Source organism: Erysipelothrix aquatica, from assembly GCF_009828825.1.
Lineage (GTDB): Bacteria > Bacillota_I > Bacilli_A > Erysipelotrichales > Erysipelotrichaceae > Erysipelothrix > Erysipelothrix aquatica_A.
On record NZ_WTTA01000003.1, the window covers coordinates 98,892 to 122,709 of the forward strand.

Consider the following 23,818-nt stretch of genomic DNA (forward strand, 5'->3'; position numbering starts at 1 on the left):
TTTAGACTCTTACCTCCCTAATTTCACGTTCAATTCTTGGTACGATATTCTTGTCTTCTATTATTAGATATAGATTCCCAAATACCCTTGATGACGGTTCTGATGTTTCAAAACTATAAGCATATTTAGTTTTCTGAGCAGTATTGGATACTAGGATATCATTTTCCTCAATTTTAGCGGTCCTGCCGTCGCTCTGAGTGAACACATTTATCGAGTCAAATAAGACCGGAGATTTGACTCCAGATTTTTCCTCAAAACCTTTTACAGTTACGTTACCCTTTTCAAGAGCAATTCTTAGTTCTAATGTAACTTGTGAGGGTTCATTTACTACTTCAATCTCAAATGGTACTACCATTCTTCCACTTTCATATGAAACATTATCATAATCAACTCTAATGGCATCTTGGTGGGATTTTCTTATTAACTTGTCGGTGCCTCCGTTTCCAACTTTTTCACCTTTTGACGCTGCTTTACCATAATTATTACTTGGAAGTAGTCTACTCCCAAGTAATTTAGACAACCTACCAGAAACTGTAGTTCGTTCTCCCTCTTCCTCTTCAGGCGAAAATTTTTTACGGAGAGTATTTGCAACTTGATTTCTTGCATTTGTAATTATTTTTAACTTGGTTCCAAGTCTATCATGATCTTCCCATTCAAGATGATCAGACTCTTCAGCTTTGCGGAAATATTCGTCCAATAGAAAAATCTTACCATCTACATCAATTCCGTTAGACGAGTTTACAACAAACATCGCTAGAATATATTTATCCTTGGATGTATTTGGAACGCTTGATAACCATTTATTGGCCACGCTATAGTTTACTATCATTCCAGCTTTTCGTGTATACGTAATCATTGGTTGATTGACACGTCCTTGCCTCGTTGCTTTGCCTTCATCCAATTCTTGATTTGTTAGATAATATGGATTCCAGGCATCAGCAACTCGATTCATTCCGAGTTCAGAATAATCAAACATTTTGTATACAAGCGTACCGACTGAGCGATCATGAGTTAGCTTCGAATTAGAACTGTTTATTTTTGTGACAATTAGGTCGTTCTCCGGTTTTGCGGTTCCATTGGCACAATTATACATCTCCTGAATGGTTCTAAAAAGTTCTACATCCATTGCTACATCTTCGCCATTAACTGTTGTTCTTAGATGTTTCCCATGCTTGTATAGCTCATTATTTAAGCGTGGGGCGTACCATCTTTGAACAGCGGTTTTAAGGTATTCGTCAATATCATCATAGAGCTCTGTCTCTAGATCAATATCGCGATTATGCTTCAAAAGCTCATCTTGTTTTACATAGGGCATTATAATGCATGTACCTGTTTGATCACCTTCGTATGGTTGCATATCAAAAACATCGAGAATTTCTTCAATTTTCGCGAGATCAGTTACTGCTCTTGTTCTATTTCTATCTGTTTTTTCTCCCCACCATGCAAGACCCTTATAAATTCTAGTAAAGCCAGATAAGATTCCATTTTCCGGATCATTTTCAACATGTGAAATTGCAAGCCGATTTTCATAGCCACTGTCTGTTTTTATGCGACTGTAGAATAAAACTGTTCCGCTACCCAAGCGATAGTAAATAGTTTTACCATATCCCCATGCTCCACCGGCACCTTCTTGGCTCTTTGTTTTGTTAATTTCGTACACGAGACTAATCCAGTTACCTAATTTGTCTACTGACTTTGCCTCGCTCTGTGTAAGTGGACCGGTCAATCCAGTAGTATGCATATCGCTCACGCTTAAGTACTCATGAACTCCGGTATATTTTTCATTAAGTCGTGTTTCTACCCTACCTAATAGCCTATTAAAACGTTTTGCTTCAAATGATCCACTATTGAATTCAACACTAACGAAAGGATTCTTAGAATCATCCGCTGCATCCAACGAGTTTTGTATGGACTCTCTTACAAATAAATCAATGTTTGGAGTGTTGTTGTTTTGAAGTGCATCTAATATTGACTTCCCCGTACTTGATACCCGGTCACTATCGAATACTTCTATATCTAGCATTAATCTAAATCCTCCTCGTCTTCCACGAATAGGTCATCACCCTTCATGTTAACAGTAAATTTTGTAGTTGCATTGGCTACTTTCGATCCCGGAATTGAAATTACAAGACCAATTAGATCTTCCTCAAGATTTAATGGAACTTTCCCATTAGCCGAACTTCCAACTGAATTCTTATCGATTCGATAAATTATTAATTGTGGTATTTTTTCTAATCCAAGTTCGTTTCTAATTTCAGAATAACTTTTACTATTTTCTATCTTGATCTTTTCACGAATTTCATCACTTACTTCTGATAAATCGATATCTCTAAAGAGATCTCGTGAATTTCTCAAAACACCAATATCTATTATTCCCTTATCTAACTCAATTTTTCGACTACGTTCAACTTTATGGGCACGGAAATTATTTATGCCCCAGATTTTATCTGAATTTATATCCTTGTCTTTGCCTTTTATAGTTCCAATAATAACATTCCAATTATGTAGTAAGTCTTTGCTCTTGGCTATCTCCACCCACTCTAAAAATGCTTCAATATCTCTAAATGCTCTCATTTTATCAACTGCTTTAAAAGTCCGTAAAAAATCAGACACATTTTCTGTTGGAACATTGTTCCAATAGAAACTCTCTCCTGGATGACCTTTAGCAATTTTTGCATCACCCAAACTATTCAAAAATGACTCTGTCAAAGCAATGTTTGATTTCATAATTTCAGTATCATCATGAAATTTATATGTTTGAATATTCTGACCGCTAAAGTCGTACTCAACAGGGACTCTGTCATTCATTTTGTTTCGAGCTGTCAAAGTTAGATAAGTATACTTAGGCGTAGCGAGAAGTTTGGGACCAACTTTTGAATAATCAATATCTTGATTCGCCATTTCAATAAGTTCATTACGTAAATCCATGTCTAGAGTCGCTAAAAACTGGAATTGGCGTATCCCTTTGCTTGTTAACCAAATCCGAGGGAATAATTCAATTTTGGGACGATAACCGAACCAACGCCCCATTTGCATCAACGTATCTGCTGCACCAGTATTACGACTAAAATATGTTGTGATCAAACCTTCGATTGTAAGTCCACGAGACATTGTGGATCCGCCAATAATTAAGAAAATTGGTGCTTTCTCCATTGAATCAAGTTGCTTACTGTCTGGATAGATGAGTCTAAAATACTCATTATTTTCATTAATTTTATTGTTTTGACTGTTATCAATACATAGATGAACACCATTATGGTAGAGAATGGCACTATCATCTACACTTTTTGGTGAAATTTGGCGTATAATTTCATGCAATTCACCAATAATTTCATCGAAAGGAAGTTTTTTTAAAGTCTGACTTTGGTCAATCGTATATGTAGGCATTGATGTCATAAAATCATCAATTGTGAATCTCTCCGATTCCTCTTCCCAAACATCTTCAGCAATCGATAGTAATTCCTTCGAAGAAATACGAATCCAATCCGAAATTGCATTTGCTATCTTATCGTGATGTTTGACATTGATTGATGTATGCACCAACATACTTAAAGGTTTTCTATAATTTTGCACCCTCAATGCGGCGCACGAGGACAAGTAATATGCCACAGCTCTTTTTAGACTGCTGGGTAATGTGTCATCTAAATCTTTTTCTACTAAACCGATTTGAACTTTATCTTCTTCACTAATCGTTCTGATAATATCTAGCCCGGCATGTTCCGTTTCTTCGATTCCAAAAATAGTTGCGGGTCCAAAATGTTGTCTAGAAGTAGTTAATAAACTTATAAAATCTTGCGGATATAACGCTTCACTCGGCCCCTCACTTAAAATATTTGCATAAGGCGTTGCAGTATATGCTAGATAGTTCATCGCATTAAACTTCGCTTGTAAATCATTTCCTTTAGCATCTTTTCCGTTCACAATATTTACAATGAGATTGTTAATTGCCTTTCGATCACGACCACTATCTAAATCGACAGTATTTACGCTTGCTTGATCGGCTTCATCGTCGATTAATAATATGCGCATATCTTTCATCGCATTACTATCCGATGTCATCCATTTTAGTAAATCTTGCAATCTATTTTTTTGCTTTAGTAATACTGTGATGTATTTCCTTCCCATAGTTTCAGTAAAATCTAGGTTTTGTGGTAACATATGACTTTCCATTTTTAAAGAAGGATTATCCACCACAGTCCAACTTACGCCGCGTCCTGTAGAAGTCATATCCATAATTAACCGATCTTGCGTTTGTTTTCTAAGATTATCAATAGTCCCCGATAAGATAATAAAGTAGTTCCAAGAATAACTTGATGCCATCGCCATTAAAGCAGCCATACTTGTAGTTTTTCCAGATTGCACGCTCCCAACTACTAGCCCCTTAACAGGCTCTCGTTTCCTCGTATCATTACTTATTCTGCTAAGGATTCTTATTGTATCCTCTTCTATCTCCCTTATCGTTCTTTCGTCAAACCCTTTATTCTCTCTCAAATCTTTTTTAAAATAGTGCCATTGGGATTTTCCCGAGGGGGGGATATTCAAGCCATTCCGCTCTTGAGTACTTACGATAGTACCCTTTTTAATCGGAACGGATTCTTCTTCAGCATCATATTCCTCATCGACTAAAGTTTCCCATTCTAAAACACTCATTTCTTCCCAATCATACGCTAAAGCTTGCATTGTCAGAAATTCTTCTTTTGTATGTTTATCTAAAAAAGTCATATTTTTTAGTTCATGACGTAATTTCCCTTTTGATATTCTTCGCGATATGTATTCTCTCGCTTCAATAAATAATTTATGCATTGGTCCCTCCATGATTTTCGTGAGGCCAATAACAGTTTATTACACACACGCTTATTATTGAAACCTCTTTCAAATTGTACCATATTTATGTCTTTTTTTATCTTAATAAAGTAAAAGGTATTAACTTACGTGTTTATCTATATACATTAACGAAATGCAGGCAAAATAAAGAAATTTTTTAACAATAAATAGCTTTCTATTGAACTGATTCTAAATAGCCTACTTTCATATAATAGCTACATAAAAAAGCGCTATACTTTTATTAGAAGATAAAGTACAACACTTAATGTGGAAATTCTCGTTAGTTTTCAACCATTAAACAATAGCAAATACGAACCCATATTTAGTAAATTTCATAGACCTTTATAGGTATTTGAAAATATAGATTATTACCCTATAGATTCGCTCAACAGTTAATACCTAAACAGTATTAACACATTACAGAGTTCAGTATTTCAATATTATTTCAGACCAAGGTTTTTAATCATCTGTTAATGTTATCGTTAAATTCTATTCAAATTTAATTAAGGTGACGCAGTACAAAATCCTAGTAGGTTATATATAAGTCTTTTAGCAGATGAATTGCTCGATAATTTAACTTTAGTAGAAATCTAAATCGTTCCGAACACATAGAGGATCGAAGCCCTATTTCCACCTTGCACTAAAGTCGGGCATTGCTATGCGCAAATACACTTCTATAATTATTGACTATCCCAAGTACTCATTTAAGTAACCATCTTCAATCATTTGGTAATTAAACACTTTGCCAATATATTGCATCGCTTCTAGTAAATGAGATTGGTCACTATCCCATCCTTTTCCATCAGTTATGTATATAAACTCATGATTAGTACGGGAAAACCTACTGTGCAAATCTTGAAACTCCGTAGCGGATGCTTTTGATTTTGATCCAGCGGAATTGAAGTTGTTGACCTCAAAAAGGTACAGTTTTTGTCGATTTGGATTGTATAGTGATCCATCAAACCTTCTATTCGCGAATTCCTTACCGACATCAATTCCATAATGTTTTTTTATGTCTTCAGTTGAAGTTTGACCTAAAACTATCCATCCTTTGTCAAGTCCTATCTCATTTAGTACCACTGACAGAAAATTTTCTCCTCTACGACCACTTCTATTTTTTCTACCATTACTGTCCATTCCTGCCTCAACTCCAATTGAATAGTCTCGGATTGACTTACTTAACCCTTCCGAAATTGCCCAAATAAGACCAGAATCATTCACAAACTTAAGATATAAACTTAAATTTTCCACTTGAATATTCTCGAAATCTAAAGAATACTCACCATGCGTATCTTGAACTTTTAATATTTTTCTTTGAGGACTGCTCGCTTTATCAAATTTATTGTCTCTTATTCCTAAGAGATATGGGACAAACTTTAGTAATTCTGGTTCTTCTTTAAAAAAATTATGTATTTCATCTTCATTTTTTCCAATTAGATAATCAAACATATATAATCTTGGACAGTCATATTTTGAATAGTTATTTTTTACGTTATCAAAATTAATCCAATATGAAGCAAGCTGACTTAACTCAGTTCTTGTTTTCATAAAATAGGATAATTTTTCTTCAGCGGATAGATTTAGATACTCAAACACTGTATATTGCATGTTTACCTCCTTTAGAATATATTTGTAATCAGAACCTCTTTAATTGCACCCCTTTTATCTGCCTTACTGTTAATCGCTCGTGAGGCATTAACTGTAAGAATAGAGAATCCATCGATGTTGGAATACAATTCGTAAACTTTTTCTGAACTTGAATTTGACTGTATAAATTTAACTCCTTTTTTATGAAGTCTAATACATTCATCCCGCAAAATAATTTGATCCTTTAAATCAAAGCCGTTGTTAGTATAACTTGTGAATGATGAAGAAATACTCAATGGCATATATGGCGGGTCTAAATACACGAAACAATTCGAATCGACAGTATCTAAAACTTTACGATAATCTCCTGTTACTATTTTCACATCATTTTCGTTAAAATACTTTGAAACGGCTTTTATTGTTATCTCATTGACTATGTTAGGATTTTTGTACCTTCCAAACGGCGAATTAAATTGGCCCAACGAATTCACTCTATATAAACCATTGTAGCAAGTTTTATTAAGATACATAATTCTTGCCGCTCTCTCTACATCAGAAAGTTTATTGTAGTCACCATTCCTATCAATAGATCTTGTCTCATAATAGTAACTCTCTGAATTGTTGTTTTTATGGATAGATAACAGGTCTAATAATTGTTTGGGACTTTCTTTAATTACTTGATATACATTCATTAATTCTGCATTATAGTCATTAATTATTGCTCTCTTTGGTTGAAGTTCAAATAGAATTGCTCCTCCACCAACAAAGGGTTCCACGTATGTTTTATTGTTAATATCGATTAACGGGATAATTTTATCTATTAGTTGTCTCTTTCCACCAACCCATTTTAATACTGGCTTGACATTTTTTTTTTCTATCAAGAATACCACCTCAAGTCTATTTATTAGTATACCACATCATATTGAAATTATCCCTTGTATTCTTTGCTATTTGGCAAAATATACGTGTAATAAAATTAGAACCTATGAGTAGACAAGGCAACATCTCCAAACACTGTTCAACTCCCCACTAATATTTCAATTTTGAGATTAAATTGTTGATTACAAATTTTGGTCCTACTCTTTATTGATACTATCACATTTTTTTCATTATGATGAAAAATTTATTATTTTACTGTTACTATTCAGCAGTAGTATACATTTTGACTAGGTAATATTTAAAACAAATTTGTTAGTTAGTATAGAATAGAAGTAGTGGATACTATAATGCCAAAGAGAACATGTGGGAAACTTTCTGGCGAACCTAAATAAATTATATAAAGGGGGGGAAGGTCTAATATGATTTTTATTGCGATTGCGACTTGAATGAACAGCTTGTCTATCGATAGATAAAGTAACAGACTACATCAGGTTCCTTATAAATGGAATGGCAACACCTATAAAGACAAATTAACAATAGAATGTTGCTCGTATTCTAATGGTGTTTTATACTCCAATGCTGCGTGGAGACGTTTGGAGTTAAACCACTCAACATATCTACCAAACTAATAATTCAATTCCTCAAGTGTTGAGAAAATATGATTTCTGACAAACTCTGTTTTGATTGTCTTGAATTGTGTCTCGGCAATGGCATTGTCATAAGGATTACCCTTACGACTTAGTGACCGTTCAATTCCAAATGTTGATAAGACATCATCAATTAAATAGTTGTCAAATTCACTTCCTCTATCTGAGTGAAAGTACTAAATGTTACCTAAATTTGAATGTATCTTTGCAAACTCCTTATGAACCAGTTCGACGTTTTTCTTTTGCCCACAACTATACTCGACGATTTCACGATTGTGTAAATCAATGATGGTGCATATGTAATTCCAAGTATGTCCAACTCTTACATACGTTAAATCACTGACTACTACTTCAAACTGCTTACGATCATCAAATTCCCGATTGACTGCATTAGTAGTAATACTCTCGTTAACGATTGACTTGTATTGACGATATTTCTTGTTTGTATAGATTGACACTAAGTCATTATCGCTCATAATTCGTGAAATACGTCTACGTGATTAGACGATTTCTTCACGGGAAAATACTGCCTTTATTTTGCATGTTCCATAAATACCATGACTGTCGTAGAACACCTGGATAACGTGCTCAGGATATTCATCAACTTCCTCACTTTGATCCACATAAGAATAAACACCTTGTCTACTAATGTTTAGAATCTTGCACATTGCTGATATGGGATACTTATGACGATTCAATCTGATAAGTTTTACTTTCGTGCCACAATTAGCGCTGCTTGCTTTAAAATATCATTTTCCATCTTGAGCTGTCTGTTTTCTTTCTCTAGCTCAATAAGTCGGTTCTCTTCAGGAGTTCTATTGTCAGATACTTTGAATGAACCACTCTTGTTGTGAAGTTTAATCCATCCATTAATCACAAATGCATGAAGGTCATACTCTCGCTCAATATCAAGCGCAGTCATGCCGTTGTTATAAAGCTCAACGATTTGTTTCTTGAAATCCCCACTATATCTTTTTCTAGTCATACTATGTTCTTCGCTTTCTTATATTAGAGTATGTCTATTAAGAAAGTGTCATCTAAAGTGTAGCCCATCCATGCCTCCGTTACTAATAGAATATTATAACAGCAACCACTTTGATAGAGCCGATAGTTTTTATTGGAAATTCTCCTTAATTGATTGTACATAATGCAAAAACGGAAAAAATATATAATTACTGAATTTTTAGTAAGGTAGAACACAATGAATATGAATCGAATTAAAACTGGAACTATGATTTTCTCTAAAAATGTAAAACTTTGCGATGAAAACATAGGACTTGCTAATGTGAAATCAAGAAATGATTTCATTGAAGAGACTGTGAAATTCAATGTTAGTTATCTCAATACTAAGACAATAATCTCATCATTTCTGAATCTATTGAATCTGTGCTGCACAACTCAATTCAAATCACTGAAGATCGTCTACCAAAACTATTGTTCAAACAATCCGTTGAAATGAGTATGATGATGAATATCATTGATGCAAACTTTGAACTGAGCGAGGACGCCGTTAAAAAACTGCGCTTTAAGTGTATTCAATTTATTAAATCATCGGTTGATTTAATAAATTTTGAAGATATTGTTAAACTCCAAAATAGTGAAGATAGCGATGGCTAGACTCATTGTAAAGTTTGGTTATATGAAACCAAATAAAAGCAGTAGTTCTGGGTTTTTTGAGTACATTGCAAAACAAGAGGGTGTCATTAAAAATCTTCAATCCTTTGCTCATAAACCATCTACCACAAAACAATCAGATTTGATCAATAAATTTATTAAAAAGTTTCTTGATATTAAGTTACATAATCCGTATCAAGAATATATCTCACGAAAAATAGAAACTACCCTTTGCACTTATTCGCACCTATATCCAAATAAACAATACCATCTAGCAGACTTCCTTAATCAAATCGCTACTCAACATACTTCATCTTCTATAATTACTGAGAGCAACAACCCACTCATGATTGAAACAGTAAAGTATAAACAATCAATTCGGGAGACTATAAATCATAGCTTCCTTTTCTTTTTGTTCTTCAATAAAATATGCCTGATATATGTAGGTTCAATTCTCTTCTAACCTGAATGCATTTATCTGTTAAAAATTCACATAAAAGCATCCCATAAATTATACTCAAACATTACCACCTATCTTGCTGTAAAATATGTATTAATTATGGCATTTCCTAAAGAATTTTGAAAATTGACATCATTTTGACATCACTAACACCTGTTTTCCCACTATTCTCAATAGCGACATGAAAAAAACCGCCTGAATAGGCGGTTTTTGACTATTTATACAAACTTTCTGATACTATTCCCACTCAATCGTTGCTGGTGGTTTTGAGGTTACATCATACACTACGCGGTTAATCCCTTTAATCTCATTTACGATACGTACTGAGATGATTTGAAGAATATCATAAGGGATACGTGCCCAGTCTGCGCTCATACCATCAACAGATGTGACAGCACGAAGTGCAAGTGTATAATCATAGGTTCTTTGATCGCCCATGACACCTACTGAACGCATGCTTGTTAGCACGGTAAAGTATTGCCAGATTTCGCGATCTAGTCCTGCTTTCGCAATCTCTTCGCGAAGAATCCAGTCAGAATCTTGAACGATTTTGATTTTTTCTTCTGTGATATCACCGATGATACGGATCGCAATTCCAGGTCCTGGGAATGGTTGACGGTGAACGATGTGTTCTGGTAAACCAAGTACCAATCCTAATTGGCGTACTTCGTCTTTGAATAATGAACGGAGTGGTTCAATAAGTTTGAAGTCCATATCTTCTGGTAATCCACCTACGTTGTGGTGTGATTTGATTGTTTGTGCAGTTTTAGTTCCAGATTCGATAACGTCAGCATAGATTGTACCTTGTGCTAACCATTTCGCATCTTTAAGTTTTTTCGTTTCATCATCGAAGACATAAATGAATTCGTTTCCGATAATTTTACGTTTTGTTTCAGGATCATCAACACCTGCAAGTTTGTCTAAGAAGCGTTTTTGTGCATCAACTTTGATTAAGTTAATCTTAAAGTGATCACGGAATACTTCAACAACTTGGTCTGCTTCATTTTTACGTAACAAACCATGGTCTACAAAGATACATACGAGTTGATCACCGATTGCATGGTGTAATAACGCTGCAACGACAGCACTGTCAACACCACCGGATAATGCACAAATAACTTGTTCATCCCCGACTTGTTCACGGATTAATGCTGTTTGTTCTTCAACATAATGTTCCATTGACCATGTAGCTTCTGCATCACAGACGTCAAACACAAAGTTACGGATCATATCAATACCGTTTTCTGTGTTACGAACTTCTGAGTGGAATTGGATTCCATATTGTTTCTTGGCTTCGTTACCCATCATGACGATTTCTGTATTGTCTGATGAAGCATACACTTCAAAACCTTCAGGTACTGCTTTAACTTGATCACCATGGCTCATCCATACGTTGTATGTAGCTGGTAATCCTTTTGTAATTGCATTCTCTTTCTTAACATTAATAGGCGCTAAACCATATTCACGTTTGTCATGAGATTCAACAACGCCACCATTTTGGTGCGCCATTAGTTGCATCCCATAACATACACCAAGAATTGGTAATCCTAATTCAAAGATTTCTTGGTCGATGTGGTATGCATCGTCTTCATAAACAGAGTTTGGTCCTCCTGATAACACGATACCTGCGATATCTTTATCTGCACGAATTGCTTCTGCAGTAATTTCGTTATCAAGAAGTTCACTATATACACCTAAATCGCGAATACGGCGCACGATTAATTGGTTATATTGTGATCCAAAATCTAATACAATAATCTTATTTGCCATTGTAGTTTGGAGCCTCCTTAACATTATCTACGTCATGTGGGTGACTTTCTTTTAAGCCTGCCCCTGTTATTTTAACAAATTGTGCTTTCAAATGCATGTCTTCTATTGTTTCACATCCACAATAGCCCATACCTGAACGCACTCCACCTAACATTTGATACACGACGTCTGTAATGGATCCTTTAAATGGCACTGTTGCTTCAATTCCTTCTGGTACAAGTTTTGAAAGTTCTTTAACACCACCTTGGAAGTAACGATCACTTGAACCGCGTTGCATTGCGCTTAAGGATCCCATTCCAACATAAGATTTAACTTTCTTACCAAATACTTCGATGACATCACCAGGAGTTTCCTCAGTTCCTGCTAAGAGGCCACCAAGCATGACACAACTTGCGCCAGCTGCTAAGGCTTTGGAAATATCACCCGATAGTTTTATACCACCATCAGCAATAACACCAACGCCATATTGTTTTGCGACAGAATAAACATCATTAACTGCTGTCAGTTGGGGAACACCAACACCTGCAACAACACGGGTTGTACAGATTGATCCCGGACCAACACCAACTTTAATAACATTGGCTCCCGCATAAATTAAGTCAGTAGCACCTTGAGCCGTAACAATGTTACCACCTACAATATCCAAGTCCTTAAACTCTGCTCGGATTGCCTTCACGGTATTGATAACACCTTCTGAATGGCCATGTGCGCTGTCAACAGCAACAATATCAACACCTGCTGCGACCAATGCACGAACACGTTCTATTGACGATTCACCAACGCCAACTGCAGCACCAACACGCAAACGTCCTTGTCCGTCGACATTTGCATCTTCGAATGTTTCTTCCACAGTTGTTTCTTTTACCACACGTACCATCGCCGCTTGATCTTCGACAGGCATATTCTTATGAATAAAACCCATACCACCAAGCTTGGCCAACATGATTGCCATACCATCTTCCGTAACCGTATCCATCGCTGCAGATACAATCGGAATATTTAATGTAATCTTGTCAGTTAAACGTGTTTGTAATTTAACTTGAGCAGGTACAATTTGTGATTTTGCTGGCACCAACAATAAATCATCAAACGTATATGCTTCTTTAATTACTTTACCATTCATTTCCTCTACCTCCTTAAATCTTGTAGTTTATTATACAGAAACCCTACCCAATATGCTAGTGAAATATGCTAAAATGTTCCTATGAACCATGAAAACATTAAATTAGCCATCTTTGATATCGATGGAACGCTGATAAAACGCGGGAAAACGACAATTGAAGAAAGTGCCATCACCGCAATTCGTAAACTCCGTGATACTGGAGTTGAAGTTTTAATCGCCACAGGTCGTGCCTTTTATTTTATTCAAGATGACATTCATGAACGAATGCATCCTGATTTTTATGTAACGGTCAATGGCTCAACTGTTTATGATATTGATAACAACGTCATTCACGAAGTCCCTATGTTGATTGAGGAGGTCAACGCACTGACTGAATTTGCACGTACACATCATTTAGGGATTGGATACAAACTAAATCAAGAAATGCATATTTACAGTGATTATCAAATTTTTACGAATGTTTATTTACAAGGGAGTCCTAAAGCTTATATTTTAAAGGATTATACACAAGCACCTTTATTAATTGAAGGCCAAGAATTACCGAAAGGTATCTTTATGATGGGGGATGAGTCACGCATCGAATCGGCACGATCGTTTGTAACGGATGCGCGAATCTCGAAAGCATATACGAATGCCTTTGATATTTATTCCCGTCGTGCTGGGAAGATGCGAGGGATTGAAGTTGTTTTAGAACGTCTAAACCTTAGCTGGCATGAAGTCGTAGCGTTTGGTGACGCGGACAACGACGTAGACATGCTCTCTGCCGCTGAAATTGGGGTCGCGATGGGTGATGCTCCTGAACATGTTAAAGACGTTGCTACGTTCGTTACAACAGATTTAGAGAATCATGGCATTGCCCATGCCATTGAAACACTTTTTGATTTATAGGTATAACACACGCTTCCGCTTCGGGGGCGTTTTTTTCTTCAGTTTACCCTCACAGAAAAAAAAGCAGACGTCTGTCTGCTTTAAGTTTCGCTTATTTGGCTTCGAGGATCCATTCTAACTGTCCTTGGTAAGGCGTATTCGCATAGACTCGTTGATAGTTCTCGATAAACAACTGTACGCCTTGATTGGCAGCCCATTCGATGGTTATATCTTTATCATACGTGGTGGTTGATGTTTCGTAAACCACCGTTGCTTGTTGGGGTGCTTCTGGAATTGGTTGTTGATTGAGGTAGAATGCGTCTTTCAAAATGCTCTTCGAATTGCCCTCAGTTTGTAATGGTTTCGTCACACGCACACTCAAACGCCATCCTGTTTTTACATTGCGACCATCACGTATTTGAATTGTTGCGATGTCTGTTCTTGGATAGACTGTTGGACCTTCGGATAGTTGGACATTACCAAATGATAAAGCCGTTGGGACTGTTAGAATTTCTAATGGACCTTCGGCATCATAGGTTACCCAACTGGAACGATACAGATAATCACCATAGGAAGCAATTCCATATGTCCCATTATCGATGGGTGTCGACAACGTTTCTCGTAAGTGTCCATCAGCTGGTGCGACGAAGATTGCTTCCGGTGTCGTTGCCAACCGGACAATCGCGTTGGGGTTGGTCGTAATTTCTAAGATACTTGCACTTTCGTTTTGAACCGGCGTATCAAGAACCATATTCCCCATCGAAATTGTTCCCTTATTTCTGAAACTAATTCCATTTATATTCGGCAATGTTCCAGGGCTACTTGAACTAATATTGGTACCACTCCAATTCCCTGATGTATTAATCGAAGCTTTAAGAGAATAGTGTGCATACGTGTTCATAATGTAACGATTGGCACCAAAAACGGTATCATCGGGATATCCCACTTGGCTTGGAAGTGTATCCCAAGTATTGATTTGTTGGGTTTCTATCGTTGTACTGCCTGAATAGACAAAGTTAGTGCTACGTGTACGGTCAATAAAATTAAGATAATTGGGCTGCGAAGGTGTTGTTCGATAATCCCATGACGTCGTTGCATAAAAGACATGACTGTATAAGGCTTCAGAAATATTGATATCGACATTCGAATTTACGAACGAGATGATGGGTGAATGTAGGAATGCCGTTCGATTGGTTGGTTTGAGACTCGCATCGCCCATCGTCGCTTTAAAGGAACTGTTATCAAAGACCGTTTCTCTATATATTTCAAACGTATATCCAGGAACCGCATTGTCAACATCAATGATAAAACTTGCGCCATTATAGTTGTAGAGTGTATAAGAGTAAACATTAAATCCTGTTATCTTATCTGCTTTGAGATGAATCTTGCCACCGTCATTAACAAATGAATTGGGTACATTGTTGACCACGTTGATCCCATAATAAACAATATCTCTGGCATCTATGGTTATCGCCCCTTTATTCAAGAGTTTATCGTATGTCCTTAATCCTGACAGTGCAAAAGTATTCGCTTTTAGATTCAATGTTCCGGCATTATCAAGGGTCTTGGCTTGAATTCCGTAGTTAGGATTACCCGAGGCGTTCGTATTTTGGTTAAAGTCGACCACAGCATCCTTTTCGATAATGACATCAACACCTATGTCATCAACAATCGATACATTGGAACGGATAGTGGTGGTACTGTCTTTTTTAAATGTGATTGACCCTGTTACATTGAGAAATTCATTGAGTGCCGAATCCACAATGAAATAAGTTTGACCAGTGAACACCGCATGGGTTGCTTCCATAACTTCATGGGCAGCACTTGCCCGTCCTCTAATAATATTGATGTTGGAGTTGTGAATTTTGACCGTTCCTCTAACGTTGTGGGTGATTTGCGGTCCATAATATTCAACGTTATCATAAGTAATCAGTGCATTTTGGTAAATACTCGATAACGTTCCGTAGTAGTTTTCGCCTGCGATGGCGATATTTCGAAAGGTCATGGTCCGCTCATTCCCGTTTCCATTTCCAGTGTAATGGATGGTATCAGAGTACGAGGCTGACTTGTATTCGTTAAATGTATGACGGATTCCCGTTTCCGGATTGGTTCCATCTACGATAAATGAATAGTTATTTGGAACCTTAATGCCACCCACCAGTGCATGCATATCAGCACTGAGATAATATGTGGTGTATTGGTTGACCCCTTCAATTCCTTGTGCCTCAATGAGACGTTTCAACTCGCTAAAGTCGGCAACGATTTTCTCATGCGCTTGCAGTGTTGCACGAACCTGTTGCACTGTATCTTCACGTGGATGGACACTTGGTGGGTCAATCGCATTGGATGCTTGCAGACGATTGGTTTCTGGCACCGTTGTGGGTTCGACCTGTGGTTCTGAGTTTTCAACTGGACTCTCGCTTTCGGGTCCGTTGTCAGTGAATTCGTGCGTTTCATCTTTTGGTTTGTATTCTTCAGATGGTTCCTCATCGGCACTCAATATGTCTTGATTCGTTGTCTCTGGCGCAACTGTAAGCGCAGTTGTGGCGGTATCGGCATAAACCTTACCATTCGAAGTAGACGGTTTAGTCACAACAAAACCACCAATGATCATCGCAATCATTAGCACAAGTACCAAACTCATTTTTTGCAGTCTTTTCGCGCGCATTATGCGTTTCGTCTTTCACGTTGTTGGCGATAGCGCATATAGAGGATAACCACCAAAAGTATTAATATGATTAGCAGTAATACCACGACGAGTACGAGCATCCAATTGGTTTGTTTTGGAATGACAGATCCTTCATTCACAGCATCGGCAGTATCAGGCTCAACGGTATGAACTTCTTGCCAACGCCACACTTCTTCACCACTCTTAATTTCTAAATCAATGACGTAGGTACCCGGTTCGAGTTTTTGGGATTGAACCGGATAGGCGATTGGAAATTGTGTATTTGGCAGAATTCCGCCTACTTGTTTTTGAATTCGCGCAATGGGTTGGTCCGAACCTTCTGGGGTCACGGTACCATTGATACTAATATCATTCATTACAACCGCACGATCATTTTGAAGTGTTGATACAAACTGAGGTTTGAGATCCACAACTTCTGCACCACTTTTAATATAGTTAAGGTTTTTTTCTACCTTTGTTTCATTCATGCGAATTTGGAGTGCAATTAAGTATGTGGTACGACTTCCAATTTGGATCTCACCTTTTGGTTTTTTTGATGTGTCAGCTTGAGTTTCAATCGTATCCGCAGTCACCGAAAAACCACCCACACTCACACCATCAAATGCAACACTGGGTGCCGTTACATCAATGGCAATGGTGGATCTTTGATTTGCTGGAATAATGACTTCTTGCGTTTTAAGAACAGCCATTGTTGTCATCGGGTGTTTCATCGATACGTCTGGTGTTTCTTCATGGATATAGGACTTTTCAGCGTTTAATGTTGTGGTTCCATTTTGAAAATTGATGGACGCACGCATCGGTTGATCCCCTTGGTTAATAACATCAAAAGAAATAGTTTGTTTCATATTGGGTTCCATCATTAAATCAAAATATCCAACATTGGGATCGTATTGATTTTCCGGAAGGGTGGCTTCAACATAAAACGCACCATAGGATTCTGCATGGGCAGAAAACTGTGGTGCGATAAACAATGTGATAAGCATCGCAACCAATGTAAAAATAACTGTTCGTGATGTTACGTTAATGTTTCGTTTAATAAAAGACATATAGGTCTAAGGTTGTTGGCTTAAAGTCCAGTTGATTTCTGATTTATAATCTCCGACACGAGCGCCCTTTGTGTCGGCATTAAGTGTTACTTTCGCATTTTCTGTTTGTGCACTATCGCCTAACCAACTCATCAACCAGGTACCCATACCATTGTGTGTTGTTGCTTGCATGATTGTGACTTGGCCACCGCCAGCAGTCAATACAATCGGTGTTTGGCCAACTGGTTTATTTAGGTTTGTTGCATCTGTTGATGAAACAGCACCACTTGTCAATGTGATTGTTGCACTGTTCAATGTATGATCATCGGTAGTTTCAGGTGTTTGCATCGTATTGGTAAAATCACCCAATTGTGCTGAAAGTGTCCATCCTTTACCAGTAGCCGTACGGTCAGATACTTGAACGTATGGGTTCATCGAGATTGCTTGAATGGTTTGTGCTTTCTCTTCGATAGCAGTTGGCTTAAATTTGAAGTGTGGCACGTAGTCAATAGTCATCGGACCTACAGCTCCTGTTTCTTTACCATCCTCTGGATCGATTGGATCTAATGGTTTAGTAGGATCTGTTGGATCTACTGGGACAACTGGTTTGTCCGTATCTGGTGCAGTAAAAGTTGCGGTTGCTTCAGATGTTTGCGGATCCGCTGTTTCCTGCGCAATAATTGGTGTCGCTGCGATGGCAGCTATAAGTATGGACAATGTGCCCACACGTAAAAATGTATGATTCTTTTTCATAATTTCCCCCTCATATAATTCAAGATTAACATCATTATATTCATATAACAAACAATCCGCCCATATAATTCTGTTATGTTAACCCCGCTAAAGAATCTTCATATTGAAATCGGTGTATTTTGTGATATTTTTCAGTTTTATCACATGATAAAACACATCGCAACAGAACATCAGGATCTTAATCCATCTTTAGGGAGAAATCGAAACCAATATATTGCAAACGCTTTCGAATCAAAATATACTTATTAATCTGCTTTATTATATTCATAAGTTGTTATACATAGATCCCTCAACGGTTAAACGATTGGTCTTGTTTTACAGACGGGGTACAAAAATTGAAGACTGCATTTGCTCATAAACGTGCTGGGGCGCCACAAACCATTCTTGATACCCAACAGCGGCGGATGAGTATTCAACGATTACTGTATCATCTGTATCTTGGTAATAACGAATCCGCATTTGATCCAGATTCATTGATTCAATCTTCACTCCCGTCAACTCCAGTTCCAAAAGTAAGGGATACGTTTCAACAGGCGTATCGAAAAACGATTGCGCTACTTGCACTTCAAAATCACTGCTATTCGTGATGCGCGGCCCTGTTTGTAAATACAACGACGAATCGTCATAAAAATTAAAAGATACATCATAGGAAAAATCCGTTGCTTTCTTTAATGTCCCTGAGCGCTGGAACGGGAATGGATAGTAGTATTTTTGCACGTCTTGATTTGCGTCATACGCTGCAATTCGGTACTTACGATCATACATTTTATCAATCAGCGGCATTATTTCATAGGCATAATTTCCAACCGTATTCATGGGGTTGGTCTTCTCAAAGAGTGCATCGGTGGTTGGTTGTTTTCCAACACTGCCATTACGGTTATCGTATCCAAATCCAAATTGTATATTTCCGGGACGGTACATAACAAGAACCTCATAGTTTCGAACCACCCATTCGCGACCGTGATATGCTTTCACCCGCGTCATATTCTCCGTCGGTGTTTGCTTTGGTGTCCACCGAAGATCAAGATTACCTGCATTATTTGCATAACTTTTGACCAAATTATGATCGTTTTGAATTGAAAAGCGGGAGAACGGACCCCATGATTCCACTATCATTGGGATATAATGAGTGTCACTTTCAAATATATACAGACGTTCATTTTCATAAACAGGAACTGGGCCTTCAATGTTACAGTTTGCTACCCCAGCACTTTCGCAAAAGTCGCTAAGCAGTCGATCTTTTGAAAGATACCACCCCTGAAGGTACACAGCCACACCAATCAGTAGGCTTGATACAATCACAAATAGTGCCGCTTTACGTTTCTTCGACATCGTTAATTCCCCCTTTTTATTTGAATCTGACGCGTTGATCCATCCAATGTTTGAATATTAATTACAACTTCTTGAGGCACTTTCCCAATCCCTCGGTAGACGAGTAAAAGATGGGAAGACCATGTCTTCGTATACGTAGGGCTATTGGCGAATACATAATCGAGTCCTCCTTCTGGTATCCCCGAAATAATTGTAAAGTTAGAGCCAGTAAGCGCAATGGGTTTGCCATCAATCATTGTTTCAAAATCGTAGGCAAATAAATTACCGAGAAATGGACTTCTACTGGTTAAACTTTTGTGCTTGACGCTGATGAGTACCCTGCCATCTTCTGTGTACACAAAATCTTGAAACGAAAACTCTGTATTGCCGACAACAATATGCTGATCGAGTTGCTGGTAGTATAGCGGTTCGAGTGCCTGCAGTTCATCCGTAATCGACGCCGAATATTCGTCAAGCGTTGAAATGCGTTGCCATAAGCTTGGCCCAAACAATAGTAAGAAACTCAGTACTGTGACAATCAGAAAGAGTTTGCTCGTCAAATACAACCAACTGAAGATCGGATGGTGCACGATGTTGAGCATCTGACCAATTTCTTGAGGATCCCCCATGGCCGCAATCGCATACGATTCAGCTGTCTTCGGATTCATTCCTTGTGCAAGGAATGCTTCATAAGAATCATCAAGATGCACTGTGTACTCGTTTCGTATCTTCCGCCTAGCAAATGGATATTTTATTTCTTTCGTCAATGTATCTAAGAAAATGTGGTATCGATTCATGCGCAAATCTCCTTTTTGGGATTATGTCCTGGATGTCGATTTTATTATGGTCACTGAACTTAAAATGACAGCAATGAGAGTCTGTTTAAACGATACTATGTATATCTATGTATATTATACCTAGATATACATAGTAGGTCAATCTTTGACTGGGTATGGATCCTTAATCGTGCATATATTTAGGGCTTGACACACATATATAGTTTTTTTTCAAATTTTTTAAAATCGTCTGAGAGCCTTTGTACAGTGGCTCTTTTTACTCATAAAATTATGAATTGAACTTTTTTTATAATTCTAAGCCTTGCAATTCCTAAAAATACGAAGTATGGTTGTTGAGTAAATAAAAACTACGGTAGGTGAGGCTACTTTAGGGATACGGATTACTACCGCAAAATAGTGGAGACACTATGCGCTGGTCAACAGTATACGTCACGAAGGCGTAAACTAGTGTAATAACATTGCCCTATTGAGTTAAAGCTTGAACGATTTATGTGATTTTTTAACCACGTTTGTTCAAGCATGCGTGGTTTTTATATTGCCAGACAGAAAGGATGTGACATCACATGCAAAAAACAACTGACGCCATTGATGATGACGATTGGATTTACATACATAATTTTGACTTGATTGATGCCACATGTGCGTCCAATCTGTAATCACTTTGTCGTCCTCAATTGAATAGAAACGAGGAGACTACTATGAAAGAAACAACTTACACCAACGACACACGTCGTTATGTTGATGCAGCCACTGCATCGACCGAAAAAATTTATACACACTACAAATCATCACCACAAGGTTTGACGCGACTACGCGTTGAATCGAACCGTAAACAATACGGTGAGAACACGATAAGCAGCCACAAAGAAACGCCAACATGGATGAAATTCATTCAAGCATTCATTAATCCATTTACACTCATCTTAATTGGACTTGCATGCTTCTCATACATTACAGATATCGCGATGGTTTCACCTGGCGAAGAAGATCCCGTGACAGTTATTATTATTTTGGTCATGGTAACCCTTAGCGGGCTACTCCGTTTTATCCAAGAATACCGCTCTTCCAATGAAGCAAAAAAACTAAGCGAACTTGTGGAAACCACAACACGCGTCGCACGAAAAGGAAATGAACCTCAAGAACTTCCATTACACGAAGTTGTCGTCGGGGATCTTATTATCCTTTCCGCAGGTGATATGATACCTGCCGACATGCGTATTATTGAAAGTAAAGATCTCTTTATATCACAGGCAGCGCTCACGGGGGAAAGTGAACCTGTTGAAAAATTTAGTAATGACCTAGAGGCTCTTAACGCACAATTAACAGCGACACAAAACCTCGTCTTCATGGGTTCAAATGTCATCAGTGGAAGTGCTCGTGGTATTGTAATCGCAACAGGTGATGATACCATGTTTGGCGAAGTATCCCACAGTGCTTCTGGCAAAAAAGATGAAACATCTTTTGAAAAAGGCGTGAACTCCGTATCCTGGTTACTGATTCGATTTATGCTAATCATGGTACCGATCGTGTTTGTCATTAATGGATTTGGTAAAGGAAATTGGACTGAAGCATTACTCTTCGCAATCTCCGTCGCAGTCGGTCTTACGCCTGAAATGTTACCGATGATTGTTACGACATCCCTTGCAAAAGGTGCCGTCACAATGAGTAAAAAGAAAACGATTGTTAAGAATCTCAATGCAATCCAAGATTTGGGTGCGATTGATATTCTGTGCACCGATAAAACCGGAACGCTAACCCAAGATAATGTTGTATTGCAATATCACATGGACCCGATGGGAACCGAAGATGACCGTATTTTCAAATACGCATACCTTAACAGTTACTATCAAACAGGTTTAAGGAACCTTATGGATCGTGCAGTCATTAAACGTCGTGAAGATCTTGAAGCAACACACCCTGAACTTCGCAATCTTGATACAGAGTACAATAAACTTGATGAAATTCCATTCGACTTCAACCGCCGCCGAATGAGCGTCATTGTTACCGACAGCCGTAATCATAAAGAAATCATCACCAAGGGTGCCGTTGAAGAAATGATTAAAATTTCAACATCTGTAATGATCAACGATGAGGTTTTACCACTCACTGACGCACTCACTGAGACGATTCTTAAAACGGCCCATGGTTTAAATGAAAAAGGTTTGCGTGTGCTCGCCATTGCCTGCAAGACGGAACCAAATGGCAAAGTAGATTTTAGCACCGATGATGAGCGTGAAATGGTCTTAATGGGCTATCTAGCATTTCTTGATCCACCTAAAGAGTCAGCTGCTGAAGCCATTCAAAAATTATCAGAATATGGGGTCACCACAAAGATTCTTACCGGTGATAACGATATCGTCACCCAATCGATTGCTGAACGGATTGGATTTGAAAACGACCACGTCGTTTTAGGATCGGACATTGATGCAATGAGCGATGCAGAACTGCAAGAAGCTGTAAATACCTACGATCTTTTTGCGAAATTATCACCAATCCAAAAACAACGGATTGTTCATACGCTTCGTGACCTTGGTCACACTGTTGGCTTTATGGGTGATGGGATTAATGATGCACCTGCAATGAAAGCTGCAGACATTGGTATTTCCGTTGACACCGCTGTTGATATTGCCAAAGAATCTTCAGATGTTATCCTACTTGAAAAAGACTTACTGGTGCTTGAAGATGCAATTATCGAAGGTCGAAAAACATATGCAAATATGATTAAGTACATCAAGATGACAGCAAGTTCAAATTTTGGAAATGTCTTCTCGGTCTTGGTTGCAAGCTTCTTCTTACCGTTCCTCCCAATGGAAGCATTACATTTAATTTTGCTCAATCTCATTTATGATATTTCATGCATTGCGATTCCTTGGGATAATGTTGATGAAGACTATCTCAAAGTACCACGCAAGTGGGATGCTACATCTATTAAAAATTTCATGTTAATCATTGGCCCAACAAGCTCCGTCTTTGATATCACAACATTCTTCCTAATGTTCTTCGTTATATCGCCAATGGTCGTTGGTGGTCAACAATTCGCCCAATTAACAAACCCACAAGACATCGCATTATTTATTGCGGTCTTCCAATCGGGATGGTTCATTGAGTCAATGTGGTCACAAACATTGGTTATCCATATGATTCGAACACCGAAGATTCCCTTCATACAAAGTCGTGCTTCGACTTCGTTAACCCTACTTACGTTCGCAGCTATTGGAATTTTAACCATCATTCCATTCACAAGTTTTGGTCTCTCAATTGGACTTGCTCCGGTTCCTGGCATCTACTTTGCTTGGCTCGCAGTGACCATTCTTGCTTACATGATTCTTGCAACCATCGCAAAACATTACTTCATTCGCAAGTATGGTGAATTACTATAACAAAATAAAGCACAGTGATTTTTATATCACTGTGCTTTTTAGTTATGTGAAATATAGGTTGGTTAAAAAATCATGCAGACATTTCAATCATT

14 protein-coding genes, 1 pseudogene and 1 riboswitch are annotated in these 23,818 nt (G+C 37.8%); of the genes and pseudogenes, 3 read left to right on the forward strand and 12 right to left on the reverse strand.

Annotation, left to right across the window (positions count from 1 at the left end; genetic code table 11):
• Position 1: 1 nt before the first annotated feature.
• The 5 genes and pseudogenes from GVV22_RS06430 to GVV22_RS06450 all read right to left on the reverse strand — a co-directional run bounded on the left by GVV22_RS06430 (position 2) and on the right by GVV22_RS06450 (position 8,922).
• Positions 2 to 2,023, reverse strand: a complete 2,022-nt coding sequence (locus GVV22_RS06430) for a hypothetical protein (RefSeq protein ID WP_159649315.1) — start codon at positions 2,021 to 2,023, stop codon at positions 2 to 4.
• The gene (locus GVV22_RS06435; RefSeq protein ID WP_159649316.1) at positions 2,023 to 4,803 is read right to left on the reverse strand and encodes a Z1 domain-containing protein; all 2,781 of its coding nucleotides are present in this window, start codon (positions 4,801 to 4,803) and stop codon (positions 2,023 to 2,025) included. Before GVV22_RS06435 ends, GVV22_RS06430 begins: the two co-directional genes overlap by 1 nt.
• A gap of 708 nt (positions 4,804 to 5,511) precedes the next feature.
• Positions 5,512 to 6,432: a DpnII family type II restriction endonuclease gene (locus GVV22_RS06440; RefSeq protein ID WP_201290694.1), complete on the reverse strand. Its 921-nt coding sequence runs from the start codon at positions 6,430 to 6,432 to the stop codon at positions 5,512 to 5,514.
• A gap of 11 nt (positions 6,433 to 6,443) precedes the next feature.
• On the reverse strand, positions 6,444 to 7,292 hold the full coding sequence (locus GVV22_RS06445) for a DNA adenine methylase (protein WP_159649317.1): 849 nt from the start codon (positions 7,290 to 7,292) through the stop codon (positions 6,444 to 6,446).
• Between the two features lie 515 nt (positions 7,293 to 7,807).
• Positions 7,808 to 8,922, reverse strand: a pseudogene (locus tag GVV22_RS06450) (IS3 family transposase).
• Between the two features lie 482 nt (positions 8,923 to 9,404).
• Here GVV22_RS06450 and GVV22_RS06455 point away from each other — a divergent pair.
• Positions 9,405 to 9,554 carry a hypothetical protein gene (locus tag GVV22_RS06455; RefSeq protein WP_159649318.1) on the forward strand — a complete coding sequence of 50 codons (150 nt, stop codon included), beginning with the start codon at positions 9,405 to 9,407 and terminating at the stop codon, positions 9,552 to 9,554.
• A 694-nt stretch (positions 9,555 to 10,248) separates the two neighbouring features.
• On the opposite strand, the gene guaA is transcribed toward GVV22_RS06455, so the two are convergent.
• Together guaA and guaB are read right to left on the reverse strand one after the other, a co-directional pair.
• A complete protein-coding gene (gene guaA / locus GVV22_RS06460; RefSeq protein ID WP_159633367.1) occupies positions 10,249 to 11,781 on the reverse strand; it encodes a glutamine-hydrolyzing GMP synthase in 1,533 nt (510 codons plus the stop codon).
• Positions 11,771 to 12,904 (reverse strand): IMP dehydrogenase, encoded by a 1,134-nt coding sequence (gene guaB, locus GVV22_RS06465; protein WP_159649319.1) that lies wholly within the window; start codon positions 12,902 to 12,904, stop codon positions 11,771 to 11,773. Before guaB ends, guaA begins: the two co-directional genes overlap by 11 nt.
• A gap of 81 nt (positions 12,905 to 12,985) precedes the next feature.
• Here guaB and GVV22_RS06470 point away from each other — a divergent pair, with 81 nt between their 5' ends.
• Positions 12,986 to 13,792 carry an HAD family hydrolase gene (locus GVV22_RS06470; protein ID WP_159649320.1) on the forward strand — a complete coding sequence of 269 codons (807 nt, stop codon included), beginning with the start codon at positions 12,986 to 12,988 and terminating at the stop codon, positions 13,790 to 13,792.
• A 91-nt stretch (positions 13,793 to 13,883) separates the two neighbouring features.
• Here GVV22_RS06470 and GVV22_RS06475 read toward each other — a convergent pair whose 3' ends face one another.
• From GVV22_RS06475 to GVV22_RS06495, 5 genes are all read right to left on the reverse strand, one after another.
• Positions 13,884 to 16,439, reverse strand: a complete 2,556-nt coding sequence (locus GVV22_RS06475) for a hypothetical protein (protein WP_159649321.1) — start codon at positions 16,437 to 16,439, stop codon at positions 13,884 to 13,886.
• On the reverse strand, positions 16,439 to 17,506 hold the full coding sequence (locus GVV22_RS06480) for a DUF916 domain-containing protein (RefSeq protein ID WP_159649322.1): 1,068 nt from the start codon (positions 17,504 to 17,506) through the stop codon (positions 16,439 to 16,441). Before GVV22_RS06480 ends, GVV22_RS06475 begins: the two co-directional genes overlap by 1 nt.
• A 6-nt stretch (positions 17,507 to 17,512) precedes the next feature.
• Positions 17,513 to 18,238, reverse strand: a complete 726-nt coding sequence (locus GVV22_RS06485) for a WxL domain-containing protein (protein ID WP_159649323.1) — start codon at positions 18,236 to 18,238, stop codon at positions 17,513 to 17,515.
• A 315-nt stretch (positions 18,239 to 18,553) separates the two neighbouring features.
• Positions 18,554 to 19,570 (reverse strand): hypothetical protein, encoded by a 1,017-nt coding sequence (locus GVV22_RS06490; RefSeq protein WP_159649324.1) that lies wholly within the window; start codon positions 19,568 to 19,570, stop codon positions 18,554 to 18,556.
• 2 nt (positions 19,571 to 19,572) lie between these two features.
• Positions 19,573 to 20,346 carry a permease prefix domain 1-containing protein gene (locus tag GVV22_RS06495; protein WP_159649325.1) on the reverse strand — a complete coding sequence of 258 codons (774 nt, stop codon included), beginning with the start codon at positions 20,344 to 20,346 and terminating at the stop codon, positions 19,573 to 19,575.
• Between the two features lie 341 nt (positions 20,347 to 20,687).
• A riboswitch (M-box (ykoK) riboswitch) is annotated at positions 20,688 to 20,844 on the forward strand.
• A gap of 200 nt (positions 20,845 to 21,044) precedes the next feature.
• Between GVV22_RS06495 and mgtA the strand changes: the two genes are divergently transcribed.
• A complete protein-coding gene (gene mgtA, locus GVV22_RS06500) occupies positions 21,045 to 23,726 on the forward strand; it encodes a magnesium-translocating P-type ATPase (RefSeq protein WP_159649326.1) in 2,682 nt (893 codons plus the stop codon).
• Positions 23,727 to 23,818 lie beyond the last annotated feature (92 nt).

What these genes read in the sequence shown, in the direction of transcription:
- GVV22_RS06430 (WP_159649315.1), bottom strand. Translation starts at nt 2,023, where the DNA reads ATGCTAGATATAGAAGTATTCGATAGTGACCGGGTATCAAGTACGGGG.
- GVV22_RS06435 (WP_159649316.1), bottom strand. Translation starts at nt 4,803, where the DNA reads ATGCATAAATTATTTATTGAAGCGAGAGAATACATATCGCGAAGAATA.
- GVV22_RS06440 (WP_201290694.1), bottom strand. Translation starts at nt 6,432, where the DNA reads ATGCAATATACAGTGTTTGAGTATCTAAATCTATCCGCTGAAGAAAAA.
- GVV22_RS06455 (WP_159649318.1), top strand. Translation starts at nt 9,405, where the DNA reads ATGAATATCATTGATGCAAACTTTGAACTGAGCGAGGACGCCGTTAAA.
- guaA (WP_159633367.1), bottom strand. Translation starts at nt 11,781, where the DNA reads ATGGCAAATAAGATTATTGTATTAGATTTTGGATCACAATATAACCAA.
- guaB (WP_159649319.1), bottom strand. Translation starts at nt 12,904, where the DNA reads ATGAATGGTAAAGTAATTAAAGAAGCATATACGTTTGATGATTTATTG.
- GVV22_RS06470 (WP_159649320.1), top strand. Translation starts at nt 12,986, where the DNA reads ATGAACCATGAAAACATTAAATTAGCCATCTTTGATATCGATGGAACG.
- GVV22_RS06475 (WP_159649321.1), bottom strand. Translation starts at nt 16,439, where the DNA reads ATGCGCGCGAAAAGACTGCAAAAAATGAGTTTGGTACTTGTGCTAATG.
- GVV22_RS06480 (WP_159649322.1), bottom strand. Translation starts at nt 17,506, where the DNA reads ATGTCTTTTATTAAACGAAACATTAACGTAACATCACGAACAGTTATT.
- GVV22_RS06485 (WP_159649323.1), bottom strand. Translation starts at nt 18,238, where the DNA reads ATGAAAAAGAATCATACATTTTTACGTGTGGGCACATTGTCCATACTT.
- GVV22_RS06490 (WP_159649324.1), bottom strand. Translation starts at nt 19,570, where the DNA reads ATGTCGAAGAAACGTAAAGCGGCACTATTTGTGATTGTATCAAGCCTA.
- GVV22_RS06495 (WP_159649325.1), bottom strand. Translation starts at nt 20,346, where the DNA reads ATGAATCGATACCACATTTTCTTAGATACATTGACGAAAGAAATAAAA.
- mgtA (WP_159649326.1), top strand. Translation starts at nt 21,045, where the DNA reads ATGAAAGAAACAACTTACACCAACGACACACGTCGTTATGTTGATGCA.